The 13,929-nt window shown below is 40.6% G+C and carries 12 protein-coding genes; all 12 read right to left on the reverse strand.

What is annotated here, in order from left to right:
• Positions 1 to 11: 11 nt before the first annotated feature.
• The 12 genes from essC to AXF18_RS01940 all read right to left on the reverse strand — a co-directional run bounded on the left by essC (position 12) and on the right by AXF18_RS01940 (position 13,833).
• Positions 12 to 4,412: a type VII secretion protein EssC gene (essC, locus tag AXF18_RS01885; protein WP_065371403.1), complete on the reverse strand. Its 4,401-nt coding sequence runs from the start codon at positions 4,410 to 4,412 to the stop codon at positions 12 to 14.
• Positions 4,413 to 4,433: 21 nt separating this feature from the next.
• On the reverse strand, positions 4,434 to 5,705 hold the full coding sequence (gene essB / locus AXF18_RS01890) for a type VII secretion protein EssB (RefSeq protein ID WP_065371404.1): 1,272 nt from the start codon (positions 5,703 to 5,705) through the stop codon (positions 4,434 to 4,436).
• Positions 5,706 to 5,945: an EsaB/YukD family protein gene (locus tag AXF18_RS01895; RefSeq protein ID WP_000434883.1), complete on the reverse strand. Its 240-nt coding sequence runs from the start codon at positions 5,943 to 5,945 to the stop codon at positions 5,706 to 5,708.
• A gap of 65 nt (positions 5,946 to 6,010) precedes the next feature.
• Positions 6,011 to 6,475 carry a type VII secretion protein EssA gene (gene essA, locus AXF18_RS01900; RefSeq protein ID WP_000720508.1) on the reverse strand — a complete coding sequence of 155 codons (465 nt, stop codon included), beginning with the start codon at positions 6,473 to 6,475 and terminating at the stop codon, positions 6,011 to 6,013.
• An 11-nt stretch (positions 6,476 to 6,486) separates the two neighbouring features.
• Entirely contained in the window at positions 6,487 to 9,516 is a 3,030-nt protein-coding gene (esaA, locus tag AXF18_RS01905) for a type VII secretion protein EsaA (protein ID WP_065371405.1), read from the reverse strand.
• Between the two features lie 71 nt (positions 9,517 to 9,587).
• Positions 9,588 to 9,872: a WXG100 family type VII secretion target gene (locus tag AXF18_RS01910; protein ID WP_001173991.1), complete on the reverse strand. Its 285-nt coding sequence runs from the start codon at positions 9,870 to 9,872 to the stop codon at positions 9,588 to 9,590.
• A gap of 221 nt (positions 9,873 to 10,093) precedes the next feature.
• A complete protein-coding gene (locus AXF18_RS01915) occupies positions 10,094 to 10,402 on the reverse strand; it encodes a hypothetical protein (protein ID WP_049479027.1) in 309 nt (102 codons plus the stop codon).
• A 13-nt stretch (positions 10,403 to 10,415) separates the two neighbouring features.
• Positions 10,416 to 10,730, reverse strand: coding sequence for a hypothetical protein (locus tag AXF18_RS01920; RefSeq protein WP_065371406.1), 315 nt, complete (start codon positions 10,728 to 10,730; stop codon positions 10,416 to 10,418).
• Positions 10,711 to 12,381, reverse strand: coding sequence for a cutinase family protein (locus tag AXF18_RS01925; RefSeq protein WP_065371407.1), 1,671 nt, complete (start codon positions 12,379 to 12,381; stop codon positions 10,711 to 10,713). The genes AXF18_RS01920 and AXF18_RS01925 overlap by 20 nt, the downstream gene beginning before the upstream one ends.
• On the reverse strand, positions 12,374 to 12,796 hold the full coding sequence (locus AXF18_RS01930) for a hypothetical protein (protein ID WP_000747465.1): 423 nt from the start codon (positions 12,794 to 12,796) through the stop codon (positions 12,374 to 12,376). Before AXF18_RS01930 ends, AXF18_RS01925 begins: the two co-directional genes overlap by 8 nt.
• Before the next feature lie 138 nt (positions 12,797 to 12,934).
• The gene (locus tag AXF18_RS01935; protein WP_065371408.1) at positions 12,935 to 13,357 is read right to left on the reverse strand and encodes a hypothetical protein; all 423 of its coding nucleotides are present in this window, start codon (positions 13,355 to 13,357) and stop codon (positions 12,935 to 12,937) included.
• A 53-nt stretch (positions 13,358 to 13,410) separates the two neighbouring features.
• Positions 13,411 to 13,833, reverse strand: a complete 423-nt coding sequence (locus tag AXF18_RS01940) for a hypothetical protein (protein ID WP_065371409.1) — start codon at positions 13,831 to 13,833, stop codon at positions 13,411 to 13,413.
• Positions 13,834 to 13,929 lie beyond the last annotated feature (96 nt).

A 13,929-nucleotide genomic window follows, 5' to 3' on the forward strand; every position in this document is an offset into this window, starting at 1 on the left:
TTCTTCCCTTTCTATATCATTAATACTTTCATTTTACTTGCCAACCCATCGGCCACATAGTAATGTTCTTGTTCTTCCAACTGTGGCTCACGGACAGGTCTGTTGGTCACTGTCAGAACTGATTGATCACTTAAGCGAAGTGCTAAAATAGCCTGCTTATAAGAACGAGCAGTTTTTGAGACCACATCAATATGCTTGGTGATTAGTGGTGAACTCATTACAATTGAAGCATATCCAGCTCGAGTTCCTTTATCTAGGACATAAGCCAATGTATCAAGCGCTTCTGAATTTAATTCTCCCACCAATTCAGTTAAATTGTAGATAACTACTGTTGCGACATGCTCTCGCTGTTTACCTTCTAAACGTTCCTGAATCTTGAACTCCATCATATCTAATCCTTCTAGATATTCCTCTGGACTTGCAAGAATCGTCACACCTTCCATTTCAGGTAGACTATGATACTTCGGTGCCAAGACGATGACCTTCTGTTTCCCTTTGGCAATGTGTTTCACCAAGGCCGTCATCTGTTCTTCTTTATCTGTTAAGTAAAGGAGATTTCCTTTAGCCAGATTCCAAGTAACAGGCTCAACTGTCTCCAAGTCCAGTCCTAATGGCACAAGTCCGTGTTCATAGGCAGTCTGCACGCTTGCTCGGCTATAGAAGTCTTTCTCCGTCAACTCCTCTGGCACCATCGGAATGGCACTTGGGCGCTGTCCGGTCCAGGCTTCTTGGAGGGAAGCGACTGCTTGGCGCAGGTTATTGAGGACTTGGGTGTCATTAGCTCCATAAACTGGAAGTGCCAGCTGGATGACATCCACCTCTTCACGCTTCATAAGGGCACGTCCCTTGATGTCTTCCATGGTCATTGCGAGTGGGGTAGAGCCCACGATGGCTCGCACTTCACCTGCCTCATTCTGTGGCAGGCTCAACTGGTGCTTGAAGTTCGAATAGAGTTGAGCACGAAGGTTGGTTTGACGACCGGCTGTCATCAAGAGGTGAACCCCGATACTGAGACCTTCACGAGAGATACGCACCAAGAGCTTGAAGAGTTCCGCCTCATAGGCTTCTTCCTTGAAGGCCTCATAGCTATCTAAGAGGATGACAATAGCCGGCTCTTCCTGACCACTGGCCTGACGGTAGAGGTCTAAGGTCCCAACACCATAGTCCGCAAGGAGTTTCTTACGACGGTTAAGTTCTCTCTCCATGATTCGTACAAACTTAGAGATCTTCTCTGTTTGGTCCAAAAGCATGGTATCCGCCACCTGTGGAAGCTTGGACAATGGAGCCAAACCATTAGTACCAAAGTCCATCAAGTACATGGTAAGGGCCTTTGGACTGAATTTGCGAGCCAAGTCCATACCAGCTGTCTGAAGGAAGGTGGTCTTTCCTGTACCCGGACTTCCGTAGAGGAGGATATGACCATCCTTGGAGAGATTGATAGAGACAGCTTCCTGCTTCTGGGCCTGCGGGATATCCGCCATCCCCAAGAGGACAGAGAGTGGTTTCTCTTGTGTCCAGGCTACTGTCGGTTGCACTTCTTCCAGCTCGTCTAACGCGATGCGCTCTTTGAGCGGTGGTAACCATGGCTGTGGTACTGGAGGAATCTCTTGTTCTTCACACAAGAGCTGGATATGGTGCACTATCGCATCCAACTCTGTCGGAACTTCCTTGATTTCATCCACATCTTCTAAGCCTGATAGGTCTTCATTCAAGATCTCATATTGGCCCAATTCATTGATCAAGTAGATGGTATGATCTTCGATCCCCATATCGTCCTTGTCCGGCTGGTAATCTGCCCCTGACCAGGCTGACTGGAAGAGCTCATAGACTTCGTTATTCCCGACCTGTAGATAGGCACGTCCTGTCTGAGTAATCTCGGCCGCGTCCGGTGTATGAAGCATTTCATTGGAGTCCGAACGGTCTGCCACCTTAAGGGCGATCTTGAAGCGTGAGTTAGACCAGATCTGATCATCCACCACACCAGATGGTTTCTGAGTAGCTAGGATCAAGTGGACCCCGAGGGAACGTCCGACACGCGCGATGGATACCAGCTCCTTGATAAAGTCTGGCTGGTTGACCTTGAGCTCTGCGAACTCATCTGAGATGAGAAAGAGATGAGGGAGCGGTTCTGTCGCTTCTCCGTTTTTAAATTTCTTCTGGTATTGATTGATATGGTTGACTTCAAACTCTCCAAAGAGTCGTTCACGACGATGGATCTCCGCATTGATCGAAGCCAAGGCTCGCATGGATTGGGCACCATCCAAGTTAGTAATCGTCCCCAAGAGGTGAGGTAGGTTTTTAAAGAGATTGGCCATCCCACCACCCTTGTAGTCGATCAGCAAGAAAGCCACATCATGAGGGTGGAAGTTAACAGCAAGGGATAGGATATAGGATTGGATGGTTTCTGACTTTCCTGAACCAGTCGTCCCTGCGATCAAACCATGAGGTCCATGGGCTTTTTCATGCAGATTGAGCTGAACCAGGTCATCCTGACCACGCAGACCAATTGGCACAGCCAAACTCTTGTAAGGTGCGTTCTTTTTCCAACGGCTCGATACCTGCAAATCCTCAAAGGTCTCCGCCCCATACATTTCCATAAAGGTCACAGAATCTGGGATCGAACTCTTCAGATTTTGGAGGTGATTGAGCGGTGCCAAGGTACGGGCGATCCGCTCCTTGTCATAATCTGCTGGGAAATGATCCAAACGGAAGTCCGTCTCTTTCAAGACTCCTTCTTCCATGACCAGTTGACCTGTATTACGGTCCTTGATATTGATCACTGTCTGGATGTTCTCAGACAAGGAACTCATGACATCCTCTACAAAGATGAGAGAGCAGCCTAATTCCGTTGGATCTTCGGTAAAGAACTCCATGATGATATGATCCAAAATCAACTTTTCATCGGTCACTAGAACCACGTAATGGGGATGGAAGAGGGTGCTCTCCTTGTGGGTTGCTTCTTCCTTTTGACTACGGCGTAGTTTCAAGATTTGGTTCAAACTATTCAGAACTTGGTCCCGTGTTCGTTGATTGTAGACAAAACCGCGAACATTGAGTTCTTGCAGTTTGGCATGAGGAAGCCAACGCATCCAAGACCATTGCTCTTTTTCCTCTTCAGGCAGGATCGTAATAAACTGCACATCATGATAAGAATGGAAAGTCGCTAGCTGCATCACCAAAAGCTGCAGTTGCTCTAGGACGAGATTTCTAGGTCCAATATAACCCACTGGTCCATGGCTGAGGTTTGCCGGGATTGGCATATCTGGGATCTTTTTGTGACGACTATAGAGAGCGTAACCCTCTTCTTCTAGAGCATCCTTCTTACCACTACGCTCCTGTTGACCGTATTTCAAGTCATAGCTAGTCGGCATTTTCCCAAGTCCCAAGCGATAGTATAAAAAGTCAAAATGCAAGGGAGTCTTTTCATAAATCCGGTGATTGTAACTCTCAACCAAGTCCGTCAACTCTAAAATCGTTGGAAAATGATAGTGCATCCCTTCTTTTTGTTCTCGTTCCAGACGAGTCAATTCCTTGACCTTATCTTTCAGGTAAAGACGATAGAGATCGACCCGTTCCTTCTTATCAGCCTTATACTTTTTACGATTTTTGATAAAACCACGGATAGAAAAAATCATTGTGGTTATGGACATCCCTACTGTCGCAAGAATATAGATCCCTCGAGGTTGAATCAAGGTGATTAAGACGGTTACTCCGACCATCATCAGAGGAGGAACGATCAGCTTTAACAGTTCATCGCTCGGTTTAACCGGTTCCTGGCCTGGGGGATTAATCAAGATTTTATCCTCGCTACCACGATAGATGATCCGTGGAGAACGATGATAATCTGGATAATCTTCATAAAAACCATATCGAGATGGTTCTCTCAGAGTCAGTTGTGGCCCAACTTGGGCAGGACCCTGGACCCATACTTCATCTGGATAGAACTTGATCGTCACCGCCCCTAGACTCAACTCATCTCCAAAACCAATCAATTGCTGGTCCATTTGTTCCAGATGATTGTTTCGATAAAATGCGCCTTTTAGTCGAGTTAGCTTCCATTGATTTTGGGATTTTTGGAGTAAGAGTTCAACATCTCCATCTAGTGTGATCAATGCACCTTTTTGAGAGCCAATCTGAAACTCTGATAAATCCAAAAGGTCATAAACCCTTGGCTCCCCTTCTCGGAGATAAAAGACGACCTCACCCAAACGCAGACCATCTTTCAAGAGTCCCACTTCATCGTCGTACTGATAAAAGACCTCGTCACCATCGACCTTGAGCTGAATCGGTCTTTCCTGTTGATAAAGGTAGACTTGGGCCTTTTCAGTCGCCCCGATCAAGACCGTCTTATCTACACCCAGTTCTACTTCATAACGCAGACCTTGGCTGTAGAAAATGATTTGTTTTTTCATAATTTCTCTCCTTGGTCTACTTTAATTGCTAGAGGAGCTACTTGGAACAGGTTTCTTCTCAGATGACGGTTTGCTTTCAGAAGCCTTGTCTTGCGGATTAGGAGTTGTAGAAGCATTGGAGCTTGATTCACTCGTTAGTAGCTCACTTCGACTATCCCAGTATTTCTTATACTCGCTTTCCAAAGTATTCAACTTACTTTCACGGTCTTTTCCTGACAAGTTGCCATCTTCTCGAACCTGCTTGATTTCCTGAGTCAAAGCGTAGAGAATCAAGTCACTGTCGTTAATCCGTTTCGCAATATCAAGAGCCTCTTCAAAACGATTGCGCCCAACCTGGATCCAGTAAGTCAAATAAAGCTCATCTGACTTGAGTGTTACGTTGTTCAAGATGACTTTCTTTTGTTCAGAAGAAAATTCCAACCCCTGAATATAAGAGTAAGCCAACTCATACTTTTGCGTATTCGGCAAGCTAGCTGGATCAATTCTCTCTAATTCTGTAATAACACCACTATAATCCACTTTAATAAAGGCAGTATCAGCCTGCAACATCTTTTCTTTGAAAGGATTTTGCACAAAAATCAGATAGATCAGTGGAACGATTAGCAAGACAACGCTGGCTGTTAACCAAATCGTTGCCAGTTTAAAGACACGATGGCGTCTACTTGGAACCAAGACCAAGTCTGCTCGTTCTTTCGAAGCCTTCTCCGTGTAGTACTTCTCCAAAACAGCTACTGCAGCCTCTATATCATCTGCCTGACATAGATCATTTAAGAAGTCTGGCAAGGTCTCTAATTCCAAGGAACCATTATAAAGATCCATGAAATCCAAATCGCTAAATAGTGTTACTGTAAAACATTTAGCCTGGCGTAAAAAATCTTCTGAGGATATTGATTGAGGAACCATCAGACCAGGAATTCCACGATAAGCAATCTTAGCCTGAGCATCCTTGGTAATAAAGAGATTTACTGGGTGCAAAAGGAAAGTCACAGGTAACTCCAAGGCGCCCTCTAGACGAAAAACGTTTAGGGCCAAACGGATTCTTTCCGAAATGGTACGTTCCTTTATTTCCTCATAAGTCAGTCCATGAGCTTCGACTTGATAGGAGAAGGTGACACTATCCTCATCAGACACCATCGATTGCTCCAAAAAGAATGGATGATGCAAATCCAATAGTAACAGTTCCCGTAAATCTTGACTCGCAACATCTGAACGTTTGAGTTTTAATTCCCAGTTTGTTTCATTTTTTTCATAGACAAACGACTGTCCACCAAATTCAAATTTTTCTTCAGCCACCTATATCTCCTCAATTTCTACTAAATCTCCTGTCGTCATAGGATAATCAGACAGATGTTTCCCTTCATCAATCAACAAACCTTTATTGACAATTCTTAATTGATATTTTTTTCGCTTGATACCTGGATTAAAAATCGTATCCACTTCTCGCACCAGCCGGCGCACTTCAATTCGCCGTGGAATGCGAATATCCACATCTCTTTCTCTCAAACGTAGGGTAATATTGATATGTTGCTCCACCTTTTACACGCCTCCTATGTCTGGTTTATCCTTTTCTAAGTTAGTTAGACAGACTAGTTAAAAAATTAGTCCATCCCTTCTACCATCACACGATAACTCATTACTGCCGTTGCTCCAAAAAGCAAGAAAATCAACACCACATAGAATATCTCTGGAAGAAAGTCATTCAGACCACCTTTTTCTACATGGCCTATATTTGTTTGAAATTTAATTGTTTTTTGAGCATTGGGCTGAAACAACTGTTCTTCAGAAGATTTTTTCACTGGTCTCTGTATAGCAGAAAACAGTTGGCCCCTTTCTGTGATCAACTGTTCCTCTTGATGCTGTTGCATGTCCTGCAACCTCTTTTGAGTTGCTTCATTAAAAAGCTCCTTGGTTTGTTCAGACTGTAGACCAAATTTCAATCCCTCTTTCTTTTCAAGTCGGGAATCATCAATCTGCAGACTGTTATCCTTCAAATCATCTGCAGCAGCCCCAGAGACTGCTGCACATGTTACTAAGGTAAGAAGGAAAAGAATGATTTTCTTCATATTTCTATTTTCTATTCTTTCTCAACTTGGCTTGCTTGAAACCACAAACTACTTTCTCTGATAAAAACATTTATAACAAGTAAAACAGCTATGACAACAATCGTTGCAACAAAAGCGATAATTGCTGCTGGATGTCCATCAAAGTATCCTGAGAGCAAACCTTCTAATATCGATAACGCATTGAGATTTTTGATAAATGCTGGGAAACCAGTTAGACTTGCTGTTGTCCCAATAGCATTTGATAGGTAGACAAAGCTAATCATCATAAAGAAGGAGAGTCCCATACCAATCACTCGGAAATGTTTAAGCAATAGATATTGACCTTGAATCAGTACAAATGCGGCTAAAACAATTAATAGAACCCAAGATGGTTGATATTCACGGCCAACCTGTAGCTGAACACTTGATACAACACCAACTACCAATCCGACAACGAGACTTAAAGCAGATAGGATGGTTACCGTCATCAAGTCTGTATCATGTAACTTATCAAGTTTGAACTTATCTTTGACTTTGCGAATAACGTTTTGAGTTGCAAACAGATAGGCTGTAAAGAGGCTAACAATCTCCAATAGTAAAATCCATGTAAATGGACGGTAAACATTGACAGTCGCTTTCACTGAAGTAGCATTTTGGGTAACAGGATTGGATAAGAAGTTCAACAATACTTCGTTTGGTACCCCATTTTGATAGGCATTATTCAGAACCTTCACAAAGGATTCTACAAAGTTTCCATTGTTAGTCAATTCTTCGTTAAACTGCGTCATCAAGGAGTCAGCATCTTGTGACAACTTTTCAGTACTTGTTTGAGCGTTTGACAATTCACGATTGAAATTACCTAAAGTTTCATTCACAGACTCTGCAGCTTTGACATTACTTTGAGAAGATTCCTTCACACCCGTAGTTTCTGACAAGAGAGCTGCATAATCTGAATTTAGAGTAGCCAATTGATTATTAGTCTCTTCAAAAGCAGAATTGCTCCCCCCTTGCTTCTCAACCAAATCATCTAGTTTCTTTTCCAACTTCTTGTACAACTCTAACTGTTCATTGATTTTTGTATTCAATTCTTGGTTGGTAGTCAAAACATCCTGCACATTTTTTTCTAGAACAGGCTTCAGTTTAGTCAGTGATGACAAGGCTTTATCTACTTTCTCTTTAGCACCCTCTGTATCTTTATCGCTAACAGGTGCAGTTAAGCTGTCTTCATACTTCTTCAGATTTGAACTAATAGCTTCAAACCAAATATCTGACAATGCTTTAGACACATTACTATTTTTTAACTCTTTGACAGTATTATATGCTTGTGTGAGTGCTTGTACCTTTTGGTAGTCAGAAGCTATTTTCTGAACCTTTTGTCCATAAGACACTGCAGCTTGCTGAACACGTAACACATCTACTGGAGCACTAGCTGCTTGAACATCATTCAAGGAAATATTAATTGATTTTAGCTCTGCTTTTGGAGCTGGGCTTGGAGTCCCGGTTGAACCTGTAGTTGGAGTCGGAGCTGCCTCTGCAACACTATAGGCTACTTTAAAAGTCCCACCCGTCTTTAAATCAATTTCTTGACCAAACTCAACTGGTGTACCATCATAAGTGACTGAGTGAACTGTCACTCCTGATTCAGCTTTCCATGATACCTTAGCCTTTGTTCCTGTTCGTCCAACAGCACTCGTACTCGTGATTGCCAGATCTTCCAAATTCTTCAAATCAGTCGAATTGATTTCGTCACTAGGCTCTTTGATTGTTTTTAATTCAGTATAGTCTACAGAAGGAATTGTGATCGGTGTCATACCAAAACCATTAAATTCTTTTCCACTAAAGTTTTCTTTTGGTAATTCTGAGATTGCAGAAGCCAACTGCTCTTTGAGAGATTCTTCAGCCTTCTCTAGGTCCTTGTTTGCAGCTTTATCCAAAAATTGATCAAGAGTGATGTTGCTCTTCTCACTTGTTCCATAGTAAGTAGCTAATTTCTCATCAATAAAGTTATGAATATCCTTTTTATGATTTTCAAACTTCGTTCTTTCATCTGTTAGATTGGTCTGTAAACTCTCAATCTCTTTTTTGATGTTTTCTGCTACTGTTTTATAGGAAGGTACAACTTCAGATGACGTACCATCAGAGGATGCTGGTGTTCCGTCTATATTCGCAGTCAGACTACCTTGAGCTTTAATTAATTCCTTATAGGTTTCAATTTGTCCCTTAACGTCTTCCCGACTCTGAGAAATGAGCCCAGTGATAACATCCGCATGATTTTTCTTCTCATCTACTCTATTCTTAAGCAGAGTTCCAAACTTCTCACCATAGGCAATCTGCGAAACATCAAAACGACCAAAAATCTGTGAGTAGCCCTCCAAACCTGTCTTTAAAGCACTGTTGGCGTCAACAGAGGAACTAGACATACTATAGAGAGTTGGGAAAAGATTTTTAGAGTTGATAGCTGTATTATATAAATTCGTACGATAGTTTCCGATATTGGTCGCTTGTATCTGTGAGCTAGCTTGAACATTCTTTTGTGCTGTATAAAGGTTGTTCAAAATACTAGCCATATACATGTCAACTAACTGACCATTCAAATCAGCAACAATGTCTTTCGCTAGTTTATTTGCATCATTTTCTACTTGCAAATTTCCTTGCGCATTCACCTTATAATTGATGGTTGTCTTATCAACATTGATGCTGTTAATATCGAGTATTTTTTCAGAAAAGTCACTAGGAATTGTTAAAACGAGTTGGTATTTCCCACTTTCTAACCCAGAATCAGCTGCTCCACGAGGGACAACAGACCAATTTTGTGAATTATCACGCTCGATATTTTTTACATAACTAGCACCTAGATTGTATTCTTTTGTATCTACGTAGACAGGCTTATCTTCATTTACGATAGCTACATTTAATTTTGTCTGCTGATTAGCCTTTGCATTATTTTCATTGCTAATCGTTGTATTTTTTTGAACAGATAGATTCAAAAAAATAATCAATGCAAGCAATCCTAATGCCAACAGACTACTTCCTATATATTTAAAAATTCTATTCTTCCTCATATTACTTTAAATCTTCTCCGTCATAAAAAATAGGAAGGCTCTCGCCCTCCTAAAGCCAATTATATAACAAATTAAATTTGTGATGCAAGATCTTGGTCGTTTTGCTCAACAATTTCAGCAACCTTGTTCAACTGTGCATTGATCTCATCAAGCAAAGTTGCAAACTCCTCAATTTTTGGAGACAATTCTGTGAATTGGCGATCAAAGCTCTCAAAAGCAGCACCTTTCCAGTTGTCTCGGATAGTATTTTGCTCTTGAGTCAATGTGCGAAGTACTTGTCTTACTTCCTCAGAACCTTGAGTGTACTTTTGAGCAGAGGTGCGCAATTCTTCTGTTGTTAATTGAATTAAAGCCATGTGAAACTCCTTTATATTAATTTACTCCCTCATTATATCAATAATTTGCCTCAATTGCAAGTTTAAAATTCATTTTTTATTCTATTTATAAAAAAATAAGAGCTATTTCCATCTAAAAACTAGTAAGAAGGATTAAATTATCTACTTTTCTTGTATAATTACTTCTTTTTTTTATCTATAATAACAAACTCATATCATCCTTCTTTTATAAGGTATATTTGTTAAAGATTCTTTTCTTCCAACTTTCTATAAAATTTTTTATTCTCTTGGTGGCGAGCTTCCAGTACATTCTCTATACGATTCTTATAAAGTTGATGATAACTATCTAAATTGTTCTCTATCTCAAAGATATAAGGTTGAATTTCTGCAAAACTACTGTCTCTACATGCATAGGAAAGCGCCTCTAGGAGATGATCCGTCTCCCTACTAAACTTGTGGAAATCATCATCCAAATCCATCTCCAAACGCTCTAAGTCTCGTAATTTACGATTATGTTCATCTTCTAGTTTCTGAAGTTCCTTTTTATCCATAACTAGTTTTCTCCTAGCTTTTGATTGGACTTTGTAAAGTAGGAGTTTGCAAGGTCTGGGTCAAGTAAGTTTCGGCGGCATCTGCTGCTTTCCCCTCAAATCCACCCTTAATATTGTCCACATAGGTCTTAGAAGCATACTCTTTCATATCTGCGGCTGCTTCTTGCAACTCTTTAACTAGCTCCGCACCTTTAGCAAGGATTGACAACTCTTTTGCAGTTACCAAGGCCCTGACTGCTTGGCGTTCTTGTTCCTTCATTCTTTCCTTGAAGCCTCTGTCGAGTTGCTCTCTTGTAATTAAAGTATCCTCATCCGTTAGGACTAACATTTTTCTCCCTCCATGTTTGCTTTACATTCGCCAATAGATTGTTAAAATCTTCAGCACTATTTGTATCTATGGTCTCAAAGGAACCACTTGCTTTAACCAAGCTTTCTCCTAGCTGCTCGATTTGTGTCAGAAAGGATTTGGCTGCTGTCTCCGTATCGCTCGCAACGCCTTCATCCCAAAAGCTTGTTGTATCAAAACCAGAAAGCAGATTCGAAACTTCTGAGCTTGACAAATATCCAACCATGTCAAATGCTGTCTTTCTTGTTTCTTTTATCATATTTTGAATATCTTCCTTAGCATCTGAAAGTAAGGTTTTCACATATTTCACTTTATCTTCCATGTCAAAATTTGCCAACTGGGCTGCTGTCTGGAGCAACTGAGCTCGGACCAAAATTCTCTTTTCTCCTGTCAGATTGCCATTTCTCAGTTGTTCCTGATAACGAGGAATAGCTTCTCTATCCCATTTTATCGATTCTTTACGAGCTTCTTCGACAATTTTACCATACTCTGTTTTAAAATTCTCAAAAACAACATAGCCGATAACCATGTTTGTTTGAGCCTCACCCCTCATAATAGAATCTAAAATATTAGCTGCTACATTTTCATCAACTCCTAAAGCTCGGAGGGAATCCAAGGTTGTCGCAATTAATCGAGCCAACTTTTCACCTGCCCTGAGCAATTCCGGGTGAAAATCCTCGGACGCAGTCAACAAATTTCCCTTCCCATCCGATTGGAAAACACCAAAGTCATGGGAGCTTTCCGGATCAGTAATTTGGGTATAATGAAGGGGGACAAGGACATTGACTTTACCGACGGGTTTCTTAAGGGGTTCATCGGAGTCCCCAGGTAATTTAGTAATGGTATGCTCACGATTGAGCATCCCCACGACATCAAAAGGATTGACATAGTACTCGATTTTTTCGCTAATCTTTTTGATTTTCTCATCGCTGAGGCCCATTTTCTTTAAGCTCTTTGTCGTGTCTGGACCGTCAAAGAGAACCACTTTGCCGATTTTCTCCAGTTCCTCATCGGTCAGGCCAGCTACTCCTTGCGCAGAAACTATGGTCCCTAAGGAGTGACCTGTGATGTCCATCGTAGCTTGCGGAGCTTTTTCAGTCATCTCTGCAATCTTCGTTTTCATTCCTACTGTCGCTAACTTGGCTTGCGGCGTATGGATATGATTGAGAGCGAACTTAGCATCGTTGTCAACCCAGTCGTTCCAATTTTCTTTACTGATGGCATCACTTCCGCGGATAGCCATATAGGTTTTCTTGGTATCATTAGTCAAGGTTGGCGTATCCGTTAAGTAGTAGGCACTGAAACCAGCTTCATCATCAGTTAAGAGTCCTTTTTGATAACGTTTGTGATGAACATCCTGCCTCATCCCATTCGCATCAGGAACTGGTGTCGATGTGACTTTATAAGTATCTCGCAACTCAGGATCTGGTTGCAAGTAGACTCTACCATTATGGGGAAGATGTTTACCTCCAGGGGTGATTTCTTCGTTATAAATTATTTCTTTTGAATAGTCAAACACTCTTGCTTCTATTGAATTATTTTTAGGTGGAAAATTATTGGGACGACCAATATAAGCCGATTGCGCTAAATCCGCATAAAAATTATCAAAGGTTTTTAAATTACTGTTAGTCATAAATCTCCCATACGTTGCCTTTCAAAACTCTTATCGGTTGCATTTCAGAAATTTTCTTAATATTGGGAATACTATTGCTATTATATTCTATAGGGAAACCAATTGTAAATTCAGTATCTTCATTGTTATTTATTTTTCCATCCAATGTTATAATATATCCCCCACCTTGAGGGGTACCATTTCCTATATTTTCTACTTTCATACTATCCCAATCAAATTGGACACTTTCGACTTTAGGATTTCTAGACTTTATAAAGTTCGCCATCTCCTCTTCATGCTCCTTCAGATAAGCCAACTGCTTAGCCCGTGGGCTCAGAGTTATTCCTCCAAATAGATTTGTTTTCTGTGCCATCCATGCGCCTCCTCCAAATACTACAAGGGCTATAACTAGCCAAAGTAAAGTACGTTTTTTCATCTCTTTCCTCCTATATAGTGGAATCTAAGTATATTATATCATGAATGTAAAAAAAAAATACTTTTAGCAAGTATTGTAAGTCAATTGGGAATGAATGGTGTTAAATTTGAGTAAAAATTATCAAAGGTTTTTAAATTACTATTCGTCATACTTGTCCCAACCTCCATTTTTTAACACTCTAGGCTGACTATACATACCAATCCTATCTATTGAAGGCACATCATTTTTATTTTTTAATCGAAAATCTATTGTAAAGTCAGAATCCTTTATATGATTAAAAGAACCCTTCACTGATAGATTATAACCTCCACCTTGTGGAGTTCCATTCCCTATCTGTTCAACAGTTAAACTATTCCAATCCATCTGAACAGATTCAATCTTTAAATTTTTAGACTTTACAAATTTTACAATTTCTTCTTCATGCTCCTTCAGATATGCCAACTGCTTTGCTCTCGGACTAAGAAATACTTCTCCAAATAGATTTGTTTTCTGTGCCACCCATGCTCCGCCTCCGAATATTACAAGAGCTAAAACTAGCCAAACCAAGGTACGTTTTTTCATTCTTTTTCTCCTATATATTTGAGTAAAAATTATCAAAGGTTTTTAAGTTACTGTTAGTCATAATAATACCATCCCCCATCCCTATAAATTCTTATAGGTTGCATTTCATAAATTCCAAATTCCTTTGGTATGCCATTAGCATCATTGTCTAAAGAAAATCCAACCATAAATTTCGTTTTATCATTATTATTTACCTTTCCTCTAAGTGTCAACATATAGCCACCACCTTGAGGAGTTCCATTCCCTACTTGGCCAACCTCCATACTATCCCAATTAAATTGAACACTTTCCACTTTAGGGCTTAAAGCTTTCACAAAATCAGCCATATCCTCTTCATGCTCCTTCAGATATGCCAACTGCTTGGCTCGCGGACTAAGAAATACTCCTCCAAATAGATTTGTTTCCTGTGCCATCCATGCGCCTCCTCCAAATACTACAAGGGCTAAAACTAGCCAAAGCAAGGTACGTTTTTTCATCTTTTTCCTCCTATATAGCGAAATCTAAGTATATTATATCATGAATGTAAAAAAACTTTTGGCAAGTATTGTAAGTCAATAGGGAATGAGTGATGA

Source organism: Streptococcus sp. oral taxon 064 (assembly GCF_001683375.1).
Classification (GTDB): Bacteria; Bacillota; Bacilli; order Lactobacillales; family Streptococcaceae; genus Streptococcus; species Streptococcus oralis_S.

Coding starts and splice junctions, on each gene's coding strand:
- essC (WP_065371403.1), bottom strand. CDS start 4,412: ATGAAAAAACAAATCATTTTCTACAGCCAAGGTCTGCGTTATGAAGTA.
- essA (WP_000720508.1), bottom strand. CDS start 6,475: ATGAAGAAAATCATTCTTTTCCTTCTTACCTTAGTAACATGTGCAGCA.
- esaA (WP_065371405.1), bottom strand. CDS start 9,516: ATGAGGAAGAATAGAATTTTTAAATATATAGGAAGTAGTCTGTTGGCA.
- AXF18_RS01910 (WP_001173991.1), bottom strand. CDS start 9,872: ATGGCTTTAATTCAATTAACAACAGAAGAATTGCGCACCTCTGCTCAA.
- AXF18_RS01915 (WP_049479027.1), bottom strand. CDS start 10,402: ATGGATAAAAAGGAACTTCAGAAACTAGAAGATGAACATAATCGTAAA.
- AXF18_RS01920 (WP_065371406.1), bottom strand. CDS start 10,730: ATGTTAGTCCTAACGGATGAGGATACTTTAATTACAAGAGAGCAACTC.
- AXF18_RS01925 (WP_065371407.1), bottom strand. CDS start 12,381: ATGACTAACAGTAATTTAAAAACCTTTGATAATTTTTATGCGGATTTA.
- AXF18_RS01930 (WP_000747465.1), bottom strand. CDS start 12,796: ATGAAAAAACGTACTTTACTTTGGCTAGTTATAGCCCTTGTAGTATTT.
- AXF18_RS01935 (WP_065371408.1), bottom strand. CDS start 13,357: ATGAAAAAACGTACCTTGGTTTGGCTAGTTTTAGCTCTTGTAATATTC.
- AXF18_RS01940 (WP_065371409.1), bottom strand. CDS start 13,833: ATGAAAAAACGTACCTTGCTTTGGCTAGTTTTAGCCCTTGTAGTATTT.